Below are 23,001 nucleotides of genomic sequence, written 5' to 3'. Positions count from 1 at the left end.
ACCGTCCACGACCTCAGTCGACCGCTGCCGCGGTCCCGCGGGCCAGCAGATGGCCCAGGGTCAACCGTGCGACCCGCTCGGGCTGCTCGAGGTGCAGGAAGTGGCCGGCGTCGTCGATGATCACCGTCCGTGACGCGGGATGCGGCAGCCGGCCCTCCGCCCGCTCCGCCCACTCGACCCCGATGCAGCCGTCCTGCCGACCGTGCAGCACGAGATGCGGTTGGGGCGGCAGCGTCACCCGCGGCGAGAGCGCCCGGCGGCGCAGCACCGCCGGCGCGAACCCCCGGTAGTAGGCGACCATGGCCCGTCCCGCGCCCGGGCTGCGCACCGCGGCCTTCAGTGGCGCGAGATCGTCCTCGGTCGGCTCGTACCCGGGCGACCAGCGCTTCCAGAGCCGGACGTACCCGGCGGCGTCGCCGGCGGCGAGGCGGTGGTCGGCCCCCGGTACCAGGGCCGCCAGCGCGTAACGCGAGCGCGCCAACTGGCGACCGTCACCGGCCACCCCGGCGAGCACCCGCTCGGGGGGGACCGCGAGCGTCACCAACCGGCGCCACCGCTCCGGCGCGGCCGCGGCCGCCCGCATCGCGGCGATCGCCCCCCAGTCGTGTCCGACCAGCACCGCGTCGCGACTGCCGCCGAACGCGCGGTGCAGGGCGTTGACGTCGGCGGTGAGCGTGTCGGGGTCGATGCGCTTGTCGGCCGGGACGTCGGTCGGCGGGTACCCACGCGACCATGGCGCGACGGCGTGGAACCCGGCATCCGCCAGGGCGGGGAGCAGGTGGCGGAAGGTGGCCGGCGTGTCCGGGAAGCCGTGCAGGCACAGTGCCAGGGGGCCGTCGGCGGGCCCCTGCTCGCGGTAGGCGAAGCGCAGCCCGTTGGCGCGCACGAAGCGTGCGGTCACCGTGGCTTCTCCCTGTCCGGCCGTGCGTGGTGACCCGAAACTACCCCTCCGGCCGCGACCGACCGGACGGAAGGAGGCGATCCCGCGCCCGGGGCCGGCTCGCATAGTCAGGACCGATACGCCGCCGCCGGACCCGCTGGACGGGCCCGGCACCCCGGCGGTGACGCCGGTGATCCGGTGGACCGATCCGCCCGCAGCGCCGCTCCCGCGGCCCACACGAAGGACGTCCCGTGGCGAAGTACGGCTTCACCCTCTTCTCGGAGCTCAACGGACCCAAGGAGATGGTCGCGCAGGCCGTCGCCGCCGAGCAGGCCGGTGGGATCGACTTCCTCGGCATGTCCGACCACTTCCACCCGTGGCTCAGCCGCCACACCGACAGCCCCTTCGCCTGGACCGCACTGGGTGCGGTGGCCACCGCAACCGAACGGCTCGAGCTGGTGACGCTCGTGACCTGCCCGTTCCTGCGCTACCACCCCACCATCATCGCGCAGGCCGCGGCGACGGTGCAGATCCTGTCCGACAACCGCTTCACGCTCGGGCTCGGCGCCGGCGAGAACCTCTCCGAGCACATCGTCGGACGGGGCTGGCCGGCCGTGGACGTCCGGCACGAGATGTTCGAGGAGTCGGTCGAGATCATCCGCGAGCTCTGGGAGGGCGGTTGGGTCACCTACCGCGGCGAGCACCTCACCGCGCAGGACGCCAAGCTGCACACCCTTCCCGAACAGGCACCGCGCATCGCGCTCGCCGCCTCGGGTCCGCAGTCGATCGAGCTCGCCGTCGAGTTCGGCGACGACATCGTCTGCGACTCGCCCGACCCCGACGTCGTCGGAGGCTTCAAGGCGCAGAAGTCGGACGGGCGCGCCTACGCGCAGATCCCGGTCGCCTACGACGAGGACGTCGACACCGCCCTCGACCACGCCCACCACTTCGCGTTCGGTGCGACCGGCTGGAAGGTGATGTCCGAGCTGCCCAACATCCCGGGCTTCGACGCGACCGCCGCGCTCGTCGACGACGACGCCATCCAGGAACTGGTGGTCACCGGCAACGACCCGGCGCCCCTCGTCGAGAAGATCCAGCAGGCGGTCGAGACCGGTTACGACCACGTCGCCGTGGTGCAGGTCGGTCCCGAGCGCACCGAGCGGTTCCAGGACTGGTTCACCCAGAAGGTCCGCCCGGCACTTCCCTGACCGCCACGCCGAGGCACGTCCTGCGGCGCTGCGGTCGGCAGCGCCACGCCAGGAACGACGGCAGACACCTTCGCCGGGACCGGCGCGGCCACGGTGGCCGCGCCGGATCGCCGGAGGTCAGACGACGAGGTTGACGAGCCTGCCGGGCACGACGACGACCTTCCGGGGTTCGTCGGTGACCTGGTCGGCGACCGCGGCGCGGGCGGCGGCCTCGGTGGTCTCCCGGTCGGCGTCGGCGGCCACCCTCACGCGCGCACGCAGCTTGCCGTTGACCTGCACGACGATGGTGACCTCGTCCTCGACGAGCAGCGAGGTGTCGGCCTGCGGCCACCGCTGTTCGTGGACCGAGTCGCTGTGGCCGAACCGTCGCCACAGCTCCTCGGTGATGAACGGGCAGATCGGCGCGAGCAGTGTCAGCAGCGTCTCGAGCGCGTCGCGGACCGCCGGACCGTGGGCTTCCTTGCGCGTCGCGTCGAGCACGGCGTTGGTCAGCGTCATCAGCTTGGCGATGACGGTGTTGTACTTGCGCGCCGTGTAGTCCTCGCTCGCCCCGACGATGGCCTCGGCGGTCGCCTTGCGCAGCGCCGCGACGGCGTCGGACTCGCCGGGCTCGCCCAGTCCGGCCTCCTCACGGGCGATCTGTTCGAGGCTCAGGCGCCACACGCGCGAGAGCCACTTGTGCATGCCGCCGGGTGACACGTCGGCCCAGTCGATGTCGTCCTCGGGCGGCGAGGCGAACAGCATCGTGCCACGCAGGACGTCGGCGCCGTAGGTCTCGTACACCTCCCCCGGCACGACGAGGTTGCCCTTCGACTTCGACATCGCCGCGCCGCCGAGGATGACCTGTCCCTGGCTGAGCAGCGCCTGGAACGGCTCGTCGGCGGCGACCAGGCCACGGTCGCGCATGGCCTTGACCACGAACCGGGCGTAGAGCAGGTGCAGCACGGCGTGCTCGACACCACCGGTGTACTGGTCGGCCGGCAGCCACCGGCCGGCGGCGTCGACGGGCCAGGCCTGCGTGTCACTGCGGGGGTCGAGGTAGCGCAGGAAGTACCACGACGAGTCGACGAACGTGTCCATCGTGTCCGTGTCGCGGACGGCGTCGTCGGACCCGCACTGCGGGCAGGCCACCTCGTGCTTCCAGGTGGGGTGCATCGCCAGCGGCGAGCCGGCGACCGAGAAGTCGAGGTCGTCGGGCAGGCGGACCGGCAGCTGGTCCTCCGGTACGGCGACCTCGCCGCACGAGGGGCAGTGCAGGATCGGGATCGGTGCACCCCACGAACGCTGCCGGGAGATCAGCCAGTCGCGCAGGCGGTAGTTGACGGTCGCCTTGGCGATACCACGCTGTTCGAGGTCGGCGGTGATGCGCCGCTTGGTCTCACGCCAGTCGAGCCCGTCGTAGTCGGCCGAGTTGACCGTGTGACCGTCGCCGGCGTACGCCCCGGTCATGGTGGCACCGTCCAGGGCGGTGCCGTCGTCGGGGGCGACCACGACCCGGACCTCGAGGCCCTCCTGCCGGGCGAAGTCGAAGTCACGCTGGTCGTGGGCGGGCACGGCCATGATCGCGCCGGTCCCGTAGTCCATCAGCACGTAGTCGGCGGCGTAGGCCGGGATCGCCTCGCCCGTGGCCGGGTTGCGCATGTCGAAGTTCAGGCGCAGGCCGCGCTTGGCCCGGCCGGCGCCCTTCTCCGACGCCGTCGCCTCGAAGCCCGCCTGTCGTTCGATCTCCGACTTGCGCGAGACCTCGTCCATGAACGCCCGGTAGTCGGCGTCGTCGCCCATGCGGGCCTCGACGAGCGGGTGCTCGGGTGCGAACACGAAGTAGGTCGCGCCGTAGAGGGTGTCGGGACGGGTCGTGTAGACCACGACCCGCTCGTCGGCGTCCGCCTCGTGCCCGTCGGCGTCCGGTTCTGCGGTACGGAAGGTGACCTCGGCGCCCTCGGAGCGCCCGATCCAGTTGCGCTGCAGGGTCTTGACCCGTTCGGGCCAGTCGAGCGACGGCAGCGCGTCGAGCAGTTCGTCGGCGTAGTCGGTGATGCGGAAGAACCACTGGGTCAGGGGCTTGCGGACCACCACGGTGCCGCAGCGCTCGCAGGCACCGTCGACGACCTGCTCGTTGGCGAGCACGGTCTGGCAGCCCTCGCACCAGTTGACGGCGGCGGCGCGGCGGTGGGCGAGGCCGGCGTCGAACAGCTGCAGGAACAGCCACTGGGTCCAGCGGTAGTACTCCGGGTCGCAGGTGTGCAGCACCCGGTCCCAGTCGAACGAGTAGCCGAGGCGGGCGATGGTGGCGCGCTGCTCGGCGATGTTGTCGTAGGTCCACTTCGCCGGGTCGGCGCCGCGGTTGCGGGCGGCGTTCTCGGCCGGCAAACCGAACGCGTCCCAGCCGATCGGGTTGAGCACGTTGCGACCCTGCATGCGTAGGTGACGCACCAACGTGTCGTGGATCGAGAAGATCTCCGCGTGCCCCATGTGCAGGTCGCCGCTGGGGTACGGGAACATCGTCAGGGCGTAGAAGCCGTCCGCATCGGCGTTCGCCTCGAGCGGGAGCGAGTAGGTGCGCTCGTCGTGCCAGCGCGCCGCCAGGGCGGGCTCGAACGCGAGCGGCTCGTAACGCTCGACCTCGGTCGCGGGGGTCGCCTGCCCGTCGCTCACGGACACTCCTTCGCAGTCGATCAGCGGTGTGCGCACCGCGCCACATCACGCCACATGGACGTCCGCGGGAGCGTAGCCGCCAGGGGCACCTCCCCCGGTCGGACCGCAGGCCGCCGCGAGGTGCTGCCCGACGCCCGGTTCGACCCATCCGCCACCACCGTGTACATTGCGCCGCCGCACGGCACGCAGCGCGTGGCAGGCGAAACACGGGCCGGTAGCGCAGTCCGGCAGCGCACCTCCATGGCATGGAGGGGGTCGTGGGTTCAAATCCCATCCGGTCCACCCTCGACGAAGCCCCGCTGGGACGTCCCAGCGGGGCTTCGTCGTTTCTCGAGCCTTCGCTCCTGCTGATGGAGAGACTCCCGATCGCCGCTGCTGACATGCTGTCGACGGGCTGCCTGCCCTCGATTCCGTCAGCGACGTTCGTGCTTCCAGAGGGTCAGCTCGCCGTTGCGGTCAGTGCGTCCCGCAGCGTCGTCGGTCGCCGCCCGAGGAGGTCGGCGAGGTCGGTGGAGGTGGTGTCGAGCGCACCGGCCGCGATCGCTGCCTCGGCGCCGACCAGCATCGCCACCAACGGCGTCGGCAGTCCGGCCTGGAGCATCGTCTGCCGGAAGTCGGCCAGGGACACGTCGTGGTGGGCGATGTCCTGGCCGGTCGCCGCGGCGACCGCCTCGGCGAGCTCGGCCTGGGTGAACGCCTCGCCGTCGAGCTCGTACACCCGGCCGGCGTGGTCGCCGTCGGTCAGCACGACCGCCGCTGCCTCGCGAATCCGCACGGGTGGCACCGGCGACGCGGCCGTCACCGGCGGCGCTGAGCACGGCGCCGGTCTGCTGGTACGTCGCCAGCTGTCCGGTGTAGTTCTCGAGGTACCAGTCGTTGCGGAGCACGACCGTCGGCAGTCCGGACGCGGCGAGCGACGCCTCGGTGACGCGGTGGTCCACGGCCAGCGACACGGGGCTGTCCTCGGCGTTCAGCAGGCTGGTGTAGACCATCAGCTCCACACCGGCGCGGACGGCAGCCTCGATCACGTGGTGGTGCTGCGCGATGCGTCGGCCTTCCTCCGTGGCGGAGACGAGCAGCAGCCGGTCGCCCGCCTGCAGGACCGCGTCGAACGTGGCCGGGTCGTCGAAGTCGATCCGGGCGGTGCGCACGCCTCGGTCGGCCAGGGCCGCGAGCCGCTGCTCGTCCCGGCCGCCGGCCACGATCTCCTCGGGCCGGACCCCACGTTTTCCCATGTCCATCCTGATCACCGGCGCCACCGGCGCCTACGGCCGACGCGTCGTGATCCACCTGCTCGAGCCGGCCCTTCGAGATGAACGTGGGTGGGCCGCTGCCGGGGATGCCGTGAGAGGGGTGTAGGGCCCGCGAGGATGGAGGTGTCTACGCCACCCATCCACGAGGCCCTACGTGACCCACGCTACCTGTCTGCTTGCCCTGCCCGAGTTCGAGATCGCCGACGTCTGGGAGTTCGTCGAGGAGACCATCGTCCGCATCGTGATGCCCCGCAGCGAGCGTCCGTGCACCCGTTGCGGCGTGCTCGCCCTGCACCGTGTCCACGACCGAGCCGTGCACCGCGTTCGTGACCTGCCCGTGGCCGGTCGTCCGGTCGTGCTGCTGTGGGCCAAGCGCGTGCTGGTCTGTGCCGAGGGGTGCGGCACGTTCCGGGAACGGGCGGCCACGATCGAGCCACGGGCGTGCCTGACCATGCGTGCCCGTGCCGAGGCGGTCCGGCTGGTCTCGGGCGAGAACCGCTCGATCGCTTCGGTCGCCGCCACGTTCGGGGTGTCGTGGGACACCGTGATGCGGGCGGTGCGCGACGACGCCGAGACCGTGCTGGCCGAGCACGATGGTCAGTGCGTGGTCGCGTTCGGCCTCGACGAGACCGTGATGAACCCGTCCCGTTCGCACACCCGCCGCCGCTCCGTAACCGTGTTCGTCGACCTCGACCGTCACCGCGTGATCGACGTCGTCGAGGGCCGCCACGCGGCTGCGGTCACGGCTGGCTCGAGCAGCAGGATCCTGTCTGGCGGGCCCAGGTCGCCACCGTGGCGCTCGACCCGCACGCCGGCTACCGCACCGCGGCCACCGACCCGCAGGTCGGGTTCGACAACGCCCGGCTGGTCGCGGACTGCTTCCACGTCGTCAAGCTCGCCAACGCCGCGATCGACGACGTCCGACGCCGCGTCCAGCAGGCCACGTGCGGCCATCGGGGCCGCAAGCACGACCCGCAGCGCCGTTGGATCGGGCGGCACCATGCGCGTCGTCGTCTGCGCACCGAAAGGACCCCGTCGGCTGGAGCCGACGGGGCCCTCACGTCTGTCGCGCCGTCGCGCTGGCGGGGTCCGGGCACGGACCCACGGCCGGCGCAGACGGTCATTCCTGGCGACCCTCGTACTGCTCGGGGGTCGTGTCGGCCGCGTTGGCCCCACGGGTGCCGAGCGGCTCGGGTTCGCCGACGGTGGTGTCACGTTGGGTCTGCCGCTCCTGCTCGGCGTTGATCTCCGCGCCGAGCAGCACGACGAAGCCCGTCAGCAGCAGCCACAGCATCAGCACGATGACGCCGGCGAACGCGCCGTAGGTCTCGCCGAAGTTGCCGAAGTTCTCCACGTAGAGCGTGAAAGCGGCCGAGCCGAGCAGCCACAGCACCGTCGCGACGACGGCACCGATGCTGACCCACTTGAATCCGGGGTTGTCCCGGTCGGGCGCGACCTTGTAGATGATGCCGAGCGAGCCGATGACCAGCAGGGCGAGTACCGGCCACTGCAGGATCCGGATGGCCGTCTCGCCCGCCTGACCCAGACCGAGCTCGCCGAGGGCGGCCGGGAGGACCGCGATCAGACCGAGCGTCAGCAGCAGGAACACGATGCCGCCGAGCGTCAGCGCCAGCGCGAGGCCGCGCTTGATCGGGAACTTGCGCCGGTCGACCTCGTTGTAGGCGGCGTTGACACCCTCCATCAGGCCGGCCATGCCGCCCGAGGCGCTCCACAGTGCCAACGCGAGCGAGATGACCAGCGCGAACGACAGCGCCCCGGTGCCGCCCTCGGCCACGGCAGACATCTGGTCGGTGATGATCCCGGAGATGTCGTCAGGCAGGTAGCCGGCGAACTGGTCGACCTGCTGCTCGATCTGCTCCGGGTCCGCGACCAGCCCCCAGATGGTGATGGCGGCGATGATGGTCGGGAACAGCGCGAGCAGCGCCTTGAAGGCGACACCCGCCGCGAGCAGCGAGACGTGGTCGTTCTTCAGTTCCGTGACGACGCGCTTGCCGACGGCCTTCCAGCCGCCTGCCGGGATGTCGGTCGGGGACTGCGCGCCCCGGCCGTCGTCCGCCTGGTCGCCGCCCTGGTCGCCGCCCTGGTCGCGGCGCGCCTCGTCGGCGCGCTCGTCAGCGTTGCGGACGTCGATGACCTCGTCCTGCCGGCTCGATCCGGCAGCGGTCTGCCCGCTGGCGGAGTTGCGGTCGGTGAGCCCCACGGTCTCGCTCCTCTCTGGTTCGTCGCGGTGTCGGGCCCGTCGCGATGACGGGCCCGACACGCACGTCGGTCGCGGTCAGCGCTGGTCCTTGACCGTCTGCGCCGAGTCCTTCGCGTGGCCCTGCACCTGGTCGGCAGCGCCCTGGGCCTGCGACTTGGTGCGGTCGACCGCCTGCTGCGCGGACTGCTTGGTGTCCTCGACCGCCTGCTGCGCGTGCTCCTGGAGGTCGTCCTTCATCTCCTGGCCGGCACCCTGCAGCTGCTGCCTGACGGGGTCCTCGAAGGTGTCGCGGAGTTCTCCTGCGAGCTCCTCCTCGGCACGGGTGGCCGGGAGCAGCGAGCCGAGGAGCGCTCCGGCACCGAACGCGATCAGTCCGGCCGCGAGCGGGTTGCCGCGGGTGGCCTGCTCCACGCGCTGCGGGCTCTGCTGGATCGCCTCCGAGGCGTCGTGCAGCGTGCCGCTGGCACTGTCGGCCAGCCCCTGCGCCCGGCCCTTGGCGTCGTCGGCCATGCCCTGCGCGCGGTCCTTGGCGTCGTCGGCCATGCCCTGGGCACGGCCCTTCACCTCGTCGCTGTCGGGCGTGTTGCCCATGACGGCATCCTTCGCGCGCTGGAACTTGCCCCGAACCTTCTCGGTCTGCCGCTCCTTGATGCGTTGCGGGCTGACCCGGTCCTCGAGCTCGGCCAGCGTGCGGTCCATGTCCGACCGCGTGCGCGCGATCTCGCGCTTGAGCTGCTCGGGGTCCTGGGGCGTGTCGGTGGTCGCGTACTGACTCATGAACTCATCCGATCCTGGACGACCTGCTTGTCCTCTTGCAGGGTCTCGACGGTCTCGTGGGGGGTGAAGTCGACCTGCTCGAACCGCTTCTTGCCGGCCATGCCGATCACGGCGGCGGCGATACCGAAGACGATGCCGACGATCAGGAAGGCCAGACCGGTGGGCATCACGGCGGCGAGACCCCAGGCTGCGGCCCAGGCGAGCAGGAACACGGTCACCAGGCCGAGCAGGCCGGCGACGACGAACATGCCGCTGGCCTTGGCGGCGGTGGTCGCCTCGCGCTTGATCTCGATCTTGGCGAGCTCGACCTCCTGCCGGAACAGCAGGGTGACGTCGTCACCGAGTCGGCTGACGAGGTCACTCAGCGAGGCGTTGGGGCCTGGCGGCGGGGCCGAGGCGGTGTCGACCCGCAGGTCGTCGACCGCCTCGGAGCCGTGCGGAGTGGGGGTGCTGCTCATCGGGGGCTCCCTCCGGGCGTGTCGGTGCCGGGCAGCGCGCTGGGCGCGGACGTCGGCGGCGGGACGACCCCACCGGTCGGGCTACCGGCACTGGGCAACGGCGGCGGCGTGGTGCCGGAACTCCCGGCGGCGCCGGTCGTGCCGGAGGTCCCACCGGGGATACCGGCGGTGCCGCCGGTGCCGGTCGCCATGCCGCCGGTACCGGCGGACGTGGGCGAGCTCAGACCCGAGGGCGAACCGGTGCGGCGCGACGAGGTGCCGCCGGCGGACCCGTTGCCTTCGTGCTCCTGGGCGGCCTGTGCGCCACGAGCGAGCCGCGAGGCGGCGAAGCCGGCGACGGCGGCGCCGAGGAGGAACACCCCGGGCTTGCGTCGGGCGTAGCGCTGGACCTCGTCGATCATGCCGTCGAAGCCGAGCTGGTCGACCCGGCCCGCGAGCTGGTCGACCTGTCCGGCCAGCCGCTGCGCGTAGTCACCGACCGGACCGGCCTCCTCGACGTTGCCGTCGGCGAGGGCGTGCACCCGGGAACCGAGCGTCCCGATGACCTCCCCGAAGGCGTCCGTCTGCTGACGGGCCTGCCGGTGCAGCTGCTGCTTGGCGTCCTGCGCCAGGTCCTGGGCGTGGCCCATGGCCTCGTTGGCCACGTTGCCGGCCTGGGACTTGGCGGTCCCGGCCACCTCGCTGGCCTGCTGCTTGGCGTCCTCGGCGACCTCGCGACCCTCTTGCTTGCCGAGGTCCACGGTGTCGTTGTCGTCCTGGTTGCTGGTGGTCCCGTACGTCTGTGGCTGTGCCACGTCGTTCCCTCCGTCTTGGGGCGGCCGACGCCTCTGGGCGCGCATCGGCCGGGGAACACAGCAAACGGGGTCGACAGCCGTTCGCGGACAGGGGAGGCTGGTCCCAGGTCCATGACACCGCCCCACCGGTGGCCGCGGCCGGCGGCCGTCCGGGCGCAACGAGGTGGTCGGAGGACCAGTCCCGCCTCCGAGGAATTGCGCGAAACCCCGTTTCCGGGGGCACGCAGCGGCAGTTGACCGGGCAATGGTCAGGCGCTTGCCGACTTGGTCCAGCTGAGCAGGACGTGTGGGCGTGGATCGCGGACGGATCGGGGCGGATCCGTGCGGATCGGGGCGAATCCGACCCGATCCGAGGCAGCGAAGCCAGCCCCGAGGGGCCGGGAGCGCCGCGCCGACGGGCCGCGCGACGCCGAACCACTGCAGTGGGCGCAGGGGCGGCCGATGGACCCGTTCGAAACCGCCCTCGTCCGCGGCACCGACGCCGCTCCCCCACGTCTCGGATGTGTTCGTGTTCGACCCCGCAATCGCCGACGCCGCTCTCGCCGACGCCACCGACCTCTGGCAACTGCTGTGGCCGGCGGTGGCCATCGCCCTGCTCCGCATCGGCGACGTGTCCCTCAACGTGTTCAAGACCGTGTTCGTGGTCCAGCAACGACGCTGGCTGGCGGCGACGACGTCCGGTCTGGAGGCCGGCACGTGGCTCGCCGCGGCCGGGATCGTCTTCGCCGACATGACCCCGCTGCGCACGGCGGGGTTCGTCGTCGGCGTCGCCGCCGGCACCTTCGTCGGCGTGCAGCTCACCGGGCGCCTGCGACTGGGCATGGCCACGGTGCGGGTCTACGCCGACGCCACCCGCTGTGACGAGGTCGGGCGACCCCTGGATCTCGGTCACGGCATCGCCCGGGCCATCCACGCGGCCGGGTTCGGCGCGACCGTGTTCCGGGGCACCGGCTACAAGGGCGACGTCGACATGGTCCTGGCGACGGTCCGCCGCCGCGACGCCGACCGGGTGCTGGCCATCGCCCGTGCGGTCGACGAGCAGTCCTTCGCGGCCATCGACAACGCCGTCCATCCCGCGCCCGTGCCCGGGGTCACCCCCGCCGGCCGCGTCTAGGAACGCCTCGTCCGACCTCGACGGTGCGCGTGCAGCCGCCTCAGGCGACCACGGCCGGCTGCCGGCCGACACGCAGTTCGCGGGGCAGGTGGGCGATCTCGTTGTAGCGCTCGAGCGCCGGCGATCCGCCGTCGGTGGACACCAGCTCGGTCACCGACGCGTTGTGGACCGTGCCCAGCGTCGCCGGCGGCAACCCGAGCAGGGCGTGCGTCCCGTGCCAGATCGGGCCCCCATGGGTGACCGCCACGGTCACCCCGTCCTGCGGCGTGTCCGCCAGCAGTTCGCGCAGCACCGGGACGATTCGGGCGACGAAGACCGCGTCGGTCTCCCCGTCGATCTCGGCCACGACCTCGTCGTCGCGTTCGCGCCACCGCCGCCAACGCTCGGCGTCGCGCTCCGCGACCTCGTCGCGCGTCAACCCCTCCCAGGCGCCGAAGCTGCGTTCGCGCAGCCTGGCGTCGGTGACCGGCTCGCCCCCGAGCGCGTCGAGCAACGGCTGCGCCGTCTGCTGACAGCGCAACAGGTCCGAGACCACCACCCGGGCATCGGGGTGTCCCTCGGCGAGCGCCGCACCGGTGGCCCGTGCCTGGGCCGAGCCGGTGTCCGACAAGCCGGCGCACTGCTGACCCTGGATGCGACCGGTGGCGTTCCAGATCGACTCACCGTGGCGCACCAGCACCAGGCGCCTCATGCGTCGGCCTCGAGGGAGCGGTCCGTACCGAGCCGCGCCGGGCTCGCACCCACGGGCTCGCCGGTCCGCACGTCGCGCCGCGGAACATCGGCCCACAGCCGTTCGAGCGCGTAGAACTCGCGTTCCTCGGTCGAGAACAGGTGGCAGACCAGGTCGCCGTAGTCGAGGACCAGCCAGCCGCCCTCGGCGGTGCCCTCACGACGCAGCGGCTTGCGTCCGTGCTCACGCTGGAGGCGCTCCTCGACCGACTCGGCGGTCGCCTTCAGCTGTCGATCGCTCGCGGTCGTGGCCAGGAGGAACACGTCCACCAGGGCGAGCAGGTCGGCGACCTCGAGGATGGTGAGGTCGGTGGCCTTCGTGTCGTCGGCCGCATCGGCAGCGGCGACGGCGAGCGCGACGGCTTCGTCGGTGGCGGGCACGGGCAGGCTCGTTCGTCGATGGACGGATCGTGTCGAGCCAGGGAACCACAGCCGCCCGACGGGCGCGAGACGACGACGCGGGCGTGCGTGGGAGGTCGGGCTCGGCGCTCGAGCGCCGCAGCAGCGTCGCCCCGTCACACTGCTCACCGCTGTCCGTGCCGTCGCCCACGGCGGCACCGGGGGACGACCGTCGCCACCCGTCAGCGACGCCCGTCGCGGTCGTCGGCCCCCAGGACGACCGTCAGATCCACCCCGTCGCCGAGGTTCTCGCCGCGCTCGATCACCCCGCGGCGCAGCACGTCACGCAGGTCGGCGGCCACGACGAGCGCGTCCGCACCGTCCCGGTGCACCAGGATCCGCGTCACGGACCCGGGCTGGGCGGTCGCGTCGACGGTGAAGACGGTGAACCCGGCGTCGCGCAGCGTCGTGGCGTCCGTCGCGTGGACGTCCCCGGTGACCAGCCGCACGATCGGTTCACGGGACGCGACCGCCGCCGGTGTGGCGACTCCCGAGGGGTCGAGGTCGACCACGGGCAGCGTGACGGGTCCGAGCGAGGTGGCGCCGATCGCCGTCGCGGCAAGCGTGCCCAGCGCGGCCAGGCCGGCGACCTTCGCCAGGGCACGCAGCAGCGAGGACCCCGGTCGACGCGCCCGCCGGCGCAGGCGTCGCCGCTGCGCCGCGGACGCCGTCCGGTGCGTCCACCCTGCTCCGTCGCGGTCCACTGCTCACTCCACGTACAGCCGATGATCTCGGACGTACCGGTCGACCGCTTCGGGCACGAGGTAACGGGTCGATCGTCCCGATGCGTAGCGGGCCCGCAGGTCGGTCGACGAGATCTCCAGACGTGGGACCTCGAGGCGCTCGACCCGGTCGGCGAAACGCGGGGCGACGTGCAACTCGTGGCCCGGACGGGTGACGGCCACGAACGCTGCCGCGGCGAGCGCGTCGTCGGGGCGGTGCCACTGCTCCAGAGCGGCGACGGCGTCCGCCCCGAGCAGGAACGTCCACCGGGTCCCCGGCTCGTCGGCGTGCAGGTCGGCCAGCGTCTGCGCGGTGTAGGTCGGCCCGTCACGTGCGGTCTCACGGACGTCGACCGACAGGTGCGGGTCCTCGGCCACGGCGGCGCGGGTCATCGCCACCCGGTGCGCCGGGGCGCCCACCGTGCGCTTCATCCAGGGGTCACCGGCGACGAGCAGCCGGACCTCGTCGAGCCCGAGGTCGACCCGCGCGGACTCGGCGACCACGAGGTGGCCGAGGTGCGGCGGGTCGAAGGTCCCACCGAGCAGGCCGACCCGGGCGGGCACGCTCAGCTCGGCTGGAAGCGGAAGCGGAGCTGGTCGCGCACGTCGTCGGGCAGCTCGGGCAGCTCGTCGCGCGGCACCGAGTAGGTGGCCAGGTCGAACAGGTCGGTGAACACCCGGTGCCGGCGGGCGGCGGCCTCGAGGTACTCGTGCCCGGCGGTCCCGCCGGTGCCGATGCGCCCGCCGATGGTGCGGTGGACCAGCTGGGCGTGGGCGTTGCGGAAGGCGTGGAAGCCGATGTCGAGGTCGACCAGCGTGCGCAGCATCCGGTGGGGCGTGTGGAACGCCGGCTCGTCGCGGTAGAGGCTGATCAGCAGCGCGGCGAGGAAGGCCTCGTGCGACAGCCGTCGGCGGCCCTGGGCCCGCAGCTGTTCCCACCGCTCGCGGTCGAACAGCGTCGCGAACGTCTCCACCGTGGTCTCGAACGCGTCGAGCTGCTGCTGACGACTGACCTCGTCGAGGTTCGCGTTGGTGGCCACGATCTGTCGGTCGCGTTCGATCATGGTCGTGACGGCGTCCCGGTAGGCGGCCCAGAAGTCGAAGGCGCCGAAGCGCAGGAACGGCGTTCGTGCCAGCCAGGCGTCGAGCGCGCCGAGCAGGGTCGGCTCCGACTCGGACGCCTCGACCCGGGCCGCGTGCTCGCGCGAGAGCCGTGAGGTGTAGTGGGATCCCTGGATCTTCATCCGCTTGGCCGGATCGAGACCGAGCCGGTTCTCGATCAACCGGAACTGCAGCGACTGGAACCCGCTGGCCGGGATCAGCTGATCACGGAAGTCGAGGAAGTCCAGCGGCGTCATGGTCTCGAGCACCGCGAACTGCTGGACGAGCAGCGGCTGGATCTCGTTGATCCGCTCGAGCCGGTGCAGCACCTGGCCCATGTCGCGCTCGTCGACCGGTGCCTGCGACAGGGTGCCGATGACCGCGTCGAGCTCCCACAGGATCTGCTTGAACCACAGTTCGAACGCCTGATGAGTGACGATGAACAGCAACTCGTCGTGCGCCGGGTCACCGCCGTCCTCGCTGGAGGCGAGCCGCTGCGCAGCGAGCACCTCGTCCAGACCCAGATAGTCCCAGTAGTAGCGCACCCGTTGCACCCGCCGACCTCCGCACCCGCGACCTGCCGCGCACGCTATCGGCCGCGCGCGCCGGTTCCAGCCTCGGCCACCGACGGTGGCGCGCGCCGGGGCGGCGACCGGCTGCCGACACCGCCGGCTTCAGTCCCGGCCGAGGGTGGCGGTGATGCCGACGATGGACGCGACGGCGACACCGGCGAGCACCACCCGCAGCCAGCCCGGCACGTCGACCTCCGCCACCAGCACCATCAGGTCCACGGCCTGCTCCTGTTCCGCAGCCGAGTCGGGTTCGTCACCGTCCCTGCTCCGGTTCACCGTAGGCTGGCGGCGACGACGAGGAGGCGGCCGTGGACGAGCGGGTGGCCGACGTGCTGGCCGAGGGGCCGCCACCGGTCAACGGGTTGCTGCAGCGGGTGCTCGACTTCGTGCAGGCATTGCGACGTGCCGGGGTGGGACCCACCCAGTCCGAGGCGATCGACGCGGTCCGCACGCTCCCGCACCTGGACCTGCTCGACCGCACCCAGCTGCGCGAGGCGTTGGCGGCGGTGACGGTCACCTCGGTGACCCATCGCCGCGCGTTCGACGACCTGTTCGCGCTCTACTTCCCCGCCCGTCCCGCCGGTGACGGCAGCGACCGCGCCGTCGAGGACGCCGGCGACGGCGACGGCGAGCTCGACCCCGAGTCCTACCTCGACGAACTGCTCGACCGGCTGATGGAGGGTGACGAGGAGACGATCCGGCAGATGGCCCGGCTCGCCGTCGACCAGTTCGGCCGCGTCGAGGGCCGTGACGGCGGGGTCTCGTACTTCCAGTACAAGGTCTTTCGCGCCGTCGACCTGCAGCAACTGCTGCGCGACATGCTGGGACGAACCGTCGACGACGCCGAGCAGCTCACTCCGCTGCAGGAGCGGCTGCACCGCGACGAGTTCGAGGCGCGGCTGCGGGCATTCCGGCAGGAGGTCGAGGCGGAGATCCGGCGTCGCGCGGCGGCCGATCGGGGACTGGAGCAGGTCGCCGACCGCATGACCCGGCCGCCCGTCGAGGAACTCGACTTCTTCCACCTGTCGGTCGAGGACCAGGCGGCCCTGCGGGCACAGATCCGGCCCCTGGCCCGCAAGCTGGCCTCGCGCGTGTCGGTCAAGCGCCGACAGGGCAAGGACGGACGCCTCGACGTACGACGCACCGTGCGCGAGTCGTTGTCGACCGGTGGCGTGCCGTTCGATCCCCACTTCCGCCCCCGCCGTCCCCACAAGCCGGAGCTGTTCGTCATCTGTGACGTGTCGGGGTCGGTGGCCTCGTTCGCCCGGTTCACGCTGCTGCTCGTGCACGCGCTGCAGGAGCAGTTCAGCAAGGTGCGCTCGTTCGCCTTCATCGACACGCTGGACGAGGTCACACGGCTGTTCGAGCGAGGGGACCCCACCGACGCGATGCAGCGGATGCTCGCCGAGGCGGAGCTCGTCTGGCTCGACGGCCACTCCGACTACGGCCACTCGCTCGAGCGGTTCCACACCCGCTACGCCCGCGACCTGACGCCGCGTTCGACCGTGCTCATCCTCGGCGACGCCCGCAACAACTATCGGCAGGCCAATGCCTGGGTGCTGCAGGACCTGGCCCGACGTGCCCGACGCGTGTACTGGTTGAATCCGGAGCCGATCCAGTTCTGGGACACCGGCGACTCGATCTCGTCGTCCTACGCCCGCTTCGTCGAGGACATGGTCGAGGTCCGCAACCTCAAGCAGCTCGCGACGTTCGTCGAGCGCATCGCGTAGCGAGAGCACGCAGGAATCACGAGCGCATCGCGTAGCGAGAGCACGCAGGAATCACGAGCGCATCGCGTAGCGAGAGCACGCAGGAATCACGAGCGCATCGCGTAGCGAGAGCACGCCCGAAGAAGTGAGCGCATCGCGTAGCGAGAGCACGCAGGAATCACGAGCGCATCGCGAGGTACCGATCCACTCAGGCGTCGCCGTAGACGACGGCGACGGCGCCGTCCTCGCTGGTGACGAGCACGACGGTGGCGTTCCCGACGCGTACGGCATCGACCAGGCGCGCCTGCGACGCTTCGGGGCGGTAGCCGGACGCGCCCTGCTCCCCCGGCCCGACGACGAAGCTCGAGGTTCCTGCGACCACGAGCGTGGCGTCGTCCAGGGGCACGATGCCGACCCGTCCGTCGAACGCCTCACCGGCGGGGTCGGGGCGTGAGGCCCGCTGGCGCGTGGCGCCCTCGGCGAGGTCGACGAGGCGCACCTCGACGTCCGTGCCGGTGTCGACCACGACGGTGGCCGTGTCGCCGGCGAGCGAAGCGGTCACCGGCACGGCGGCATCGAGGTCGTCCGCCCAGCGCAGCGATCCGTCGGCACTGTCGAGCGCGACCAGGCTCGCCTCGCCCTGCCGGTCCTCGCGCGAGAGGCCCAGCAACGTCGTGTCCGTGTCGACGTCGAGCACGTCGACCCACACCGGCGTGTCGCCCGCGGGGGCGGCGTCGAGCAGCGCGGGAAGCTCGAGGCTCCAGACGCCGGCACCGGTGTCGCGCGTGAACGCGCTCACGATCGGGGTCTCGTCCTCGACGGTGGTCCGACGCCCGACGACGACCAGGTCGTCCCCGATCTGCGCGTCGAGCCGCTCCCCGGTGATGCCGGGCGGGATCTCCGGCACGTCGAGGTGCGACGCCCAGATCTGTCCCTGGTGGGCGTCGCGCAGCTCGAGCTCGGGGAACTCGCCGTCCTCCTCGACCCGGAACAGCAGCAGCTGGCCGTCCGCGGCGTCGAGGAAGAAGGCGAAGGACGTACCGACCGTGGCGGTGTCGAGGCAGTCACCGGCGTCGAGGCGGGCGTCGAGCGGCAGGAACGCGTCGGTCTGTCCGGTGCCGGGGTTGATCAGCGCGAGGTCGTACAGGCTCGGGCCGCTCCCCACGACCGTTCCGCTGCCGACGTCGACCGCACCGGCGGCCTCGACGGCGGCGACGTCGATCACGGTGGTGGTCGTGCCGGTGGCCGCCACCAGACGCTCGCCGGCCGTCCCGACCGGGGTCAGACCCTCGGCCCCGAGCACGTCGACGGCACCGGTCACCGGCCCGAGGCGGTCGGGCAGGATGCCGGTCAGGAAGTCGAGCAGGACCTGACGCTCGTCGTCGAACAGGTCGCCGAGGCCGTCCGTGAGCACCGTCTCGAGGTCGCCGGCGGTGCCGGCCGGCACGGTGTCGACGGCGATGTCCGCGCAGGCCGAACGGGTGAACACGGAGGCCGCGACGACGCCGACGACGATCAGCAGCACCATCGCGAGGGCACCGATGGCGAGCACACGCCGGTCGGCGGACAGCGGGTCGTCGCTGGTCCCCCGCACCGGGTCGAGGTCCTCGGGGACCGTGGGATCGCTCACTGGACGGCGCTCGTCAGTTCATCTCGGGGCGCGGCGGCAGCTTGAGGTGCGCCGCGGCCTTCTCGACGTCCTGCTGGTACTTCAGCAGCACGTTCAGGGTGCTGCGCGCCACGCCCTCGTCGACGGCGTCGAACCCGAGCTCGAGCAGGGTGCGTGCCCAGTCGAGCGTCTCGGAGATCGACGGTGGCTTCTTCAACTCGAGCTGGCGCAGGGAGCGCACGATGCGCACGAGCTGGTCGGCGAGCGCCTCCGGCGCCTCGGGCACCCGGGAGAGCACGATCTGCTTCTCCCGCTCGACCGACGGATAGTCGAGGTGGAGGTACAGGCAGCGACGCTTGAGGGCCTCGGACAGCTCCCGGGTGTTGTTCGAGGTCAACACCACGAACGGGTGCCGGCTGCCCCGCACGGTGCCGAGCTCCGGGATGGTGACCTGGAAGTCGGACAGGATCTCGAGCAGCAACGCCTCGAACTCGAAGTCGACCTTGTCGACCTCGTCGATGAGCAGGACCACGTCACCGGGGTGGCGCAGCGCCCGCAGCAGTGGCCGCTCGAGCAGGTAGTCCTCGCCGAACAGGTCGTCCTCGACCGCGTCCCAGCTCTCGCCGCCGGCGGTGTCCCCGCCACGGGCGTGCGTGATGCGGAGCAACTGCTTCTTGTAGTTCCACTCGTAGAGCGCCTTGGCCTCGTCGAGCCCCTCGTAGCACTGCAGGCGGATCAGCTCCGCCCCGCGGGCGGCGGCGACGGCCTTGGCCAATTCGGTCTTGCCGACACCGGCGGGCCCCTCGACGAGCACCGGCTTGTGCAGCCGCTCGGCGAGGTAGGTGACGGTCTCGATCGACGCGTCGGGGAGGTACCCGACCGCGGACAGACGTTCGCGGACGTCGACCACACCGCCGAACTCGCTGGGGTTGCTGGACACGCCGGGTGCTTTCGCCGGAGGGCGGGACGGGCGCGGGCCGGTGCCGGGACCACGTCGGCGGCCGCAGGACGCCGGCCGGGAGGCTACGGCAGGTCGTGCCCCGGCGACCAACCGGTGCCCGATGGCTCCGCCGTGGCCTTCCGGACACGCGACACGGTTCGGCGTCGTGCAACGAGCCGGTCAGGCGATCGGCGCGGCACGCAGGTGGTCGACGAGCAACGGCAGCACCCGCGCGTCGACGAACGCGTCGGGCAGGTCGTGCCCCAGACCGGCGACCACCTCGAGCCGGGAGCCGGCGATGGCGGCCGCGGTCGCCGCACCACCGGAGACGTCGATCAACGGGTCGCGGTCACCGTGCACGACCAACGTCGGTGCGGCGACGGCGCCGAGCCGGGCCGTACGGTCGCCGTCGCCCCGGATGGCGAGCAGTTGCCGGGCGGTGCCCTGCGGGTGCACCCCGCGCGCGAACTCGACCGCCGCGCGGGCCCGCACGGCGTCCTCGTCGACCCGGCCGGGGCTGCCCACGGCCCGAGCGACGGCGAGGGCGTGCTCGACGTACGCATCCGGGTCGGCGACCGGCGCCGGCGTGGTGAGCACCCAGCGGACCGACGCGTGCGTCTGCCCCGTGTCGGCCGCGCCGGTCATCGACATCAGCGACGTCAACGAGGCGACCCGTCGGGGCGTGCCCAGGGCGACGTGCTGGGCGATCATGCCGCCCATGGAGATCCCGACCACGTGGCAGCGACCGTCCACCCCGACCTGGTCGAGCACCGTGACCAGGTCCGCGGCCAGGTCGGCGAGCCCGTAGGGCGCGACCGGCCAGCCGTCGGCACCACGCGGGAGGTCGGCGACCTCACCGGGCAGCACGGTGGCGCGACCGACGTCACGGTTGTCGGCGGTGACGGTGCGGTAGCCGGCGGCGTGCAGCCCGTCGAGCAGTCGCGGCGACCAACCGGTGCGCTGCATGCCGAGGCCGGCGGCGAGCAGCACCGGCTCCCCGTCGGCCGGCCCGTCGACGACCACGTCGAGGACGACCGGGGTGCCGTCGTGGTCCCCGACCGTCACCGGGGTGCCCTCGAGCGGCCCGGCGAAGCTCCCGTAGGTGGCCTGCAGCGTCATGCGTCCGTGCCCTCCCCCGTCCCGGCGTGGTCGACGAGGGCGTCGAGCACCAGTTCGGCGGTCACGAGATTGGTGGCGAGCGGTACGGCGTGGATGTCGCACAGCTTGAGCAGGGCCTGGATGTCGGGCTCGTGGGGATGGGCGGTCATCGGGTCGCGCAGGAACAACACGGCGAGCACGTCGCCGTCGACCAGTCGCGCGCCGATCTGCACGTCGCCGCCGACGGGCCCCGAGAGCACCCGCTCGACCTCCAGGCCGGTCGCCTCGGCGATGCGCCCACCGGTCGTGCCGGTCGCCAGCAGCCGGAAGCAGGCCAGCTCGTCGCGACGACGCTCACAGAACGCCACCAGCTCGTCCTTGCGGGCGTCGTGGGCGATCAACGCCAGCGCGGCGCCCGGTTGCGGACTCGCCACGGCCGTCTCCTGTCCCGTTCGGCGGCGGCACCCTAGCCACGGGCGGCCGACGACGACCACCGGACGGGGTCGGCGGCTGCGGACGCGTCGCTGCACGCCACTAGCGTGGTCGGCAGCCGACGAGGAGACCGAGCGCCGTGCGTGCCGTGCGATTCCACGAGAACGGTGGGCCCGAGGTACTGCGGGTCGAGGATGCCGACGAGCCGCGTCCGGGCCCCGGCGAGCTCGTCGTCGAGGTGCTCGCGGCGGGCGTCAACTTCGTCGACACCTACCAGCGCAGCGGTGCCTACCCGCTCGAGCTCCCCAGCGGCCTGGGGCTCGAGGGCGCCGGCGTCGTTCGCGCCGTCGGCGAGGGCGTCGAGCATCGACGTGAGGGCGACCGGGTGGCCTGGGCCGACCAGCTCGGCTCGTACGCGCAGCTGACGAGTGTCGCCGCCGATCGCACCGTGCTGGTCCCCGAGGGGGTCGAGCCGGATCTGGCCGCCGCGCTGATGCTGCAGGGCCTCACCGCCCACTACCTGACCAGTTCCACCTACAAGCTGGGCAGCGACGACACGGCGCTGGTGTACGCCGCGGCCGGTGGGGTCGGTCGCCTGTTGGTGCAGCTGGCCAAGCGGCGCGGCGCACGCGTACTGGCCTGCACGTCCACCGACGACAAGGAGGCGGAGGTCCGCCGGCTGGGTGCCGACGAGGTGATCCGGTATCGCGACGTCGACCTGGTCGCCGCGGTGCGGGAGCACACCGACGGTCAGGGCGTCGACGTGGCCTACGACTCGGTGGGGCGCGACACGTTCGCCGCCTCGCTCGACGCCCTGCACCCGCGCGGCATGCTCGTCCTCTACGGCGCGTCGTCGGGCAAGGTCGAACCGCTCGACCCGCAGGTGCTCAACGCCAAGGGGTCGCTGTACCTCACGCGTCCGTCGCTGCACGACTACGTCGCGACGTCGGACGCGCTCGAGTGGCGGGCCAACGCCCTGTTCGAGCTGGTCTCGCAGGAGCAACTCGAGGTGCACGTGCACGCACGCCACGCCCTCGACGAGGTGGCGCAGGCCCATCGGGACCTCGAGTCCGGGCAGACCGCCGGCAAGCTGCTGCTGCAGCCGTGACCGTCGCTGGCCCGGTGTGAACGACGACGCCGCTTCCACCCTCGATCCGGACCCGGACGACGAGTTCTCGCCGCGGGAGCGGCTGGCCGCGGTGCTCGAGCGCCGCCTGGACGTGCCCATGGCCGTCCTCGCGGTCGTGTGGGCCGCACTGGTCGCCTACGAACTGGTGGCCCCCGGCGAGCAGCGTCCGGTACTGGCCACGGCCGGCAACGTGATCTGGATCGTGTTCGTGGTCGAGTTCGTGGTGAAGCTGGCCGTGTCGGGGCACCCCGGCCGGTTCCTGCGCCGTCGGTGGCCCTCGCTGTTGTTCCTGGTGCTGCCGGTCCTGCGGGTGCTGCGCATCGCCCGGGCGCTGCGGGTGGTGCGGGTGCTCCCGGCCGCCCGGGTGGTCGGTTCGTCCTACCGCGCCGTGGGGACGGCGCGCGGGCTGGCGGCCGGCCGGCTGCAGTTCCTCGCGGTCACGACCGGGATCGTGGCGCTGGGCGGTGGGCAGCTGCTGTACGTGCTCGAGCGCGGCCGCGACGGAGCCGTCGCCTCGCTCGGTGATGCGCTGTACTGGTCGGCCAACCTCGCGATCGCCTCGAACCTCGTGCACACGCCGGTGACGTTGGCCGGCCGGCTGCTGAGCCTGGTCCTGACCGTGTACGCGATCATCGTGTTCGCGTCCCTGGCGGGAACGTTGGGCGCGTTCTTCGTCGAGTCCCGCCAGGAGCGCGCCACCCTCGAGGAGGAAGGAGACGACCCGTGACCACGCCACCGCGCACCCGGGCCGTGGAGGCGGCCGAGGAACTCGGCATCGACCACGAGGTCCGGGTCATCGAACGGGCCGGCAGCCTCGAGGAGGCCGCCGACCGCCTCGGCGTGCCGGTCGACCGGCTGTGCAAGACGCTGGTCGTGCGGCGTGCCGAGGGCGAGCACCTGCTGGTGGTCGTGCCCGGCTCACGGCAGCTCGACTGGCCCAAGCTGCGGGCCCACCTCGGCGTCTCCCGGCTGTCGTTGCCCGACGCCGACGAGGCCCGCGCGGCGACCGGCTACGAGCGCGGGACGATCACCCCGCTGGGGACGGTGCGACCCCTGCCGGTGGTCGTCGACGCCGAGGCCGCCGCTGCCGAGCGCATCGCCGTCGGGGGTGGCGCGCACGGCGTGTCGCTGCTGCTGTCCCCCGCCGACCTGGTCGCGGCCGTCGATGCCGCCGTCGTCGACGTGACCCGGGCCGGCTGAC

Annotated in this window: 23 protein-coding genes, 1 tRNA gene and 3 pseudogenes; 10 read left to right on the top strand and 17 right to left on the bottom strand. The window is 72.3% G+C overall.

The annotated features are described in order from the left end of the window. Positions 1-13 precede the first annotated feature (13 nt). Entirely contained in the window at positions 14-901 is an 888-nt protein-coding gene (locus tag ELR47_RS06410) for an alpha/beta fold hydrolase (RefSeq protein ID WP_205745483.1), read from the bottom strand. Between the two features lie 230 nt (positions 902-1,131). Between ELR47_RS06410 and ELR47_RS06405 the strand changes: the two genes are divergently transcribed. Continuing rightward, entirely contained in the window at positions 1,132-2,088 is a 957-nt protein-coding gene (locus ELR47_RS06405; protein WP_205745482.1) for a TIGR03557 family F420-dependent LLM class oxidoreductase, read from the top strand. Positions 2,089-2,205: 117 nt separating this feature from the next. Here the strand turns inward: ELR47_RS06405 and leuS are convergent, their stop codons facing one another. Continuing rightward, positions 2,206-4,749, bottom strand: coding sequence for a leucine--tRNA ligase (gene leuS, locus ELR47_RS06400; protein WP_130649134.1), 2,544 nt, complete (start codon positions 4,747-4,749; stop codon positions 2,206-2,208). A gap of 202 nt (positions 4,750-4,951) precedes the next feature. Here leuS and ELR47_RS06395 point away from each other — a divergent pair. Continuing rightward, a tRNA-Ala gene (locus ELR47_RS06395) sits at positions 4,952-5,025 on the top strand. A 157-nt stretch (positions 5,026-5,182) separates the two neighbouring features. Here ELR47_RS06395 and ELR47_RS18845 read toward each other — a convergent pair. Together ELR47_RS18845 and ELR47_RS19320 are read right to left on the bottom strand one after the other, a co-directional pair. Beyond that, a complete protein-coding gene (locus tag ELR47_RS18845) occupies positions 5,183-5,518 on the bottom strand; it encodes a Rossmann-fold NAD(P)-binding domain-containing protein (protein WP_229730586.1) in 336 nt (111 codons plus the stop codon). A gap of 61 nt (positions 5,519-5,579) precedes the next feature. After that, positions 5,580-5,978, bottom strand: a pseudogene (locus ELR47_RS19320) (NAD(P)H-binding protein); the annotation flags it as partial. On the opposite strand from ELR47_RS19320, the gene ELR47_RS19095 reads away from it, so the two are divergent. The 3 genes and pseudogenes from ELR47_RS19095 to ELR47_RS19310 form a co-directional block, all read left to right on the top strand. Next, complete coding sequence (locus ELR47_RS19095; RefSeq protein ID WP_268234463.1) at positions 5,977-6,102, top strand: hypothetical protein; 126 nt, start codon at positions 5,977-5,979, stop codon at positions 6,100-6,102. The pseudogene ELR47_RS19320 and the gene ELR47_RS19095 sit on opposite strands and share 2 nt — an antisense overlap. Positions 6,103-6,240: 138 nt before the next feature. Beyond that, positions 6,241-6,501, top strand: a pseudogene (locus ELR47_RS19315) (transposase family protein); the annotation flags it as partial. Then, positions 6,393-6,926, top strand: a pseudogene (locus ELR47_RS19310) (transposase); the annotation flags it as partial. The pseudogenes ELR47_RS19315 and ELR47_RS19310, both read left to right, overlap by 109 nt. 190 nt (positions 6,927-7,116) lie before the next feature. On the opposite strand, the gene ELR47_RS06370 reads toward ELR47_RS19310, so the two are convergent. The 4 genes from ELR47_RS06370 to ELR47_RS18620 form a co-directional block, all read right to left on the bottom strand. Further along, positions 7,117-8,217, bottom strand: a complete 1,101-nt coding sequence (locus ELR47_RS06370; protein ID WP_205745480.1) for a YihY/virulence factor BrkB family protein — start codon at positions 8,215-8,217, stop codon at positions 7,117-7,119. Between the two features lie 75 nt (positions 8,218-8,292). After that, positions 8,293-8,994 (bottom strand): DUF3618 domain-containing protein, encoded by a 702-nt coding sequence (locus ELR47_RS06365; protein ID WP_130649131.1) that lies wholly within the window; start codon positions 8,992-8,994, stop codon positions 8,293-8,295. Continuing rightward, entirely contained in the window at positions 8,991-9,452 is a 462-nt protein-coding gene (locus ELR47_RS06360) for a phage holin family protein (protein ID WP_130649130.1), read from the bottom strand. Before ELR47_RS06360 ends, ELR47_RS06365 begins: the two co-directional genes overlap by 4 nt. Beyond that, a complete protein-coding gene (locus tag ELR47_RS18620; RefSeq protein WP_188584410.1) occupies positions 9,449-10,246 on the bottom strand; it encodes a hypothetical protein in 798 nt (265 codons plus the stop codon). Before ELR47_RS18620 ends, ELR47_RS06360 begins: the two co-directional genes overlap by 4 nt. A gap of 508 nt (positions 10,247-10,754) precedes the next feature. Between ELR47_RS18620 and ELR47_RS06350 the strand changes: the two genes are divergently transcribed. Then, complete coding sequence (locus ELR47_RS06350) at positions 10,755-11,360, top strand: DUF5698 domain-containing protein (RefSeq protein WP_130649129.1); 606 nt, start codon at positions 10,755-10,757, stop codon at positions 11,358-11,360. Between the two features lie 40 nt (positions 11,361-11,400). Here the strand turns inward: ELR47_RS06350 and ELR47_RS06345 are convergent, their stop codons facing one another. From ELR47_RS06345 to ELR47_RS06325, 5 genes are all read right to left on the bottom strand, one after another. Continuing rightward, entirely contained in the window at positions 11,401-12,051 is a 651-nt protein-coding gene (locus ELR47_RS06345) for a histidine phosphatase family protein (RefSeq protein ID WP_130649128.1), read from the bottom strand. Continuing rightward, positions 12,048-12,470: a ribosome silencing factor gene (rsfS, locus tag ELR47_RS06340; RefSeq protein ID WP_130649127.1), complete on the bottom strand. Its 423-nt coding sequence runs from the start codon at positions 12,468-12,470 to the stop codon at positions 12,048-12,050. The genes ELR47_RS06345 and rsfS overlap by 4 nt, the downstream gene beginning before the upstream one ends. A 200-nt stretch (positions 12,471-12,670) precedes the next feature. Continuing rightward, the gene (locus ELR47_RS06335; RefSeq protein ID WP_130649126.1) at positions 12,671-13,192 is read right to left on the bottom strand and encodes a LytR C-terminal domain-containing protein; all 522 of its coding nucleotides are present in this window, start codon (positions 13,190-13,192) and stop codon (positions 12,671-12,673) included. Between the two features lie 3 nt (positions 13,193-13,195). Continuing rightward, entirely contained in the window at positions 13,196-13,774 is a 579-nt protein-coding gene (gene nadD / locus ELR47_RS06330) for a nicotinate-nucleotide adenylyltransferase (protein WP_165403879.1), read from the bottom strand. A 2-nt stretch (positions 13,775-13,776) separates the two neighbouring features. Then, the gene (locus ELR47_RS06325) at positions 13,777-14,865 is read right to left on the bottom strand and encodes a tryptophan 2,3-dioxygenase family protein (protein ID WP_130649125.1); all 1,089 of its coding nucleotides are present in this window, start codon (positions 14,863-14,865) and stop codon (positions 13,777-13,779) included. Positions 14,866-15,191: 326 nt separating this feature from the next. Between ELR47_RS06325 and ELR47_RS06320 the strand changes: the two genes are divergently transcribed. After that, positions 15,192-16,613, top strand: coding sequence for a vWA domain-containing protein (locus ELR47_RS06320; RefSeq protein ID WP_205745479.1), 1,422 nt, complete (start codon positions 15,192-15,194; stop codon positions 16,611-16,613). 187 nt (positions 16,614-16,800) lie between these two features. Here ELR47_RS06320 and ELR47_RS06315 read toward each other — a convergent pair whose 3' ends face one another. The 4 genes from ELR47_RS06315 to ELR47_RS06300 form a co-directional block, all read right to left on the bottom strand. Beyond that, positions 16,801-18,222, bottom strand: a complete 1,422-nt coding sequence (locus ELR47_RS06315; RefSeq protein WP_130649124.1) for a PQQ-binding-like beta-propeller repeat protein — start codon at positions 18,220-18,222, stop codon at positions 16,801-16,803. 13 nt (positions 18,223-18,235) lie between these two features. Further along, on the bottom strand, positions 18,236-19,141 hold the full coding sequence (locus tag ELR47_RS06310; protein ID WP_165403878.1) for an AAA family ATPase: 906 nt from the start codon (positions 19,139-19,141) through the stop codon (positions 18,236-18,238). A 180-nt stretch (positions 19,142-19,321) separates the two neighbouring features. Further along, positions 19,322-20,260 carry an alpha/beta fold hydrolase gene (locus ELR47_RS06305; protein ID WP_130649122.1) on the bottom strand — a complete coding sequence of 313 codons (939 nt, stop codon included), beginning with the start codon at positions 20,258-20,260 and terminating at the stop codon, positions 19,322-19,324. Then, positions 20,257-20,673 carry a methylglyoxal synthase gene (locus tag ELR47_RS06300; protein ID WP_130649121.1) on the bottom strand — a complete coding sequence of 139 codons (417 nt, stop codon included), beginning with the start codon at positions 20,671-20,673 and terminating at the stop codon, positions 20,257-20,259. The genes ELR47_RS06305 and ELR47_RS06300 overlap by 4 nt, the downstream gene beginning before the upstream one ends. A 137-nt stretch (positions 20,674-20,810) precedes the next feature. Here ELR47_RS06300 and ELR47_RS06295 point away from each other — a divergent pair, with 137 nt between their 5' ends. The 3 genes from ELR47_RS06295 to ELR47_RS06285 are packed head-to-tail and all read left to right on the top strand — an operon-like array spanning position 20,811 to position 23,000. Then, positions 20,811-21,779 carry a quinone oxidoreductase family protein gene (locus ELR47_RS06295; protein WP_130649120.1) on the top strand — a complete coding sequence of 323 codons (969 nt, stop codon included), beginning with the start codon at positions 20,811-20,813 and terminating at the stop codon, positions 21,777-21,779. 16 nt (positions 21,780-21,795) lie between these two features. Next, entirely contained in the window at positions 21,796-22,527 is a 732-nt protein-coding gene (locus tag ELR47_RS06290; RefSeq protein ID WP_130649119.1) for an ion transporter, read from the top strand. Next, entirely contained in the window at positions 22,524-23,000 is a 477-nt protein-coding gene (locus ELR47_RS06285; RefSeq protein WP_130649118.1) for an aminoacyl-tRNA deacylase, read from the top strand. The genes ELR47_RS06290 and ELR47_RS06285 overlap by 4 nt, the downstream gene beginning before the upstream one ends. The last annotated feature ends 1 nt before the right edge of the window (position 23,001 follow it).

Source organism: Egicoccus halophilus (assembly GCF_004300825.1).
GTDB lineage: Bacteria > Actinomycetota > Nitriliruptoria > Nitriliruptorales > Nitriliruptoraceae > Egicoccus > Egicoccus halophilus.
Note: the sequence above shows the minus strand (reverse complement) of the source record. Positions and strands in the feature narration are given on the sequence as shown.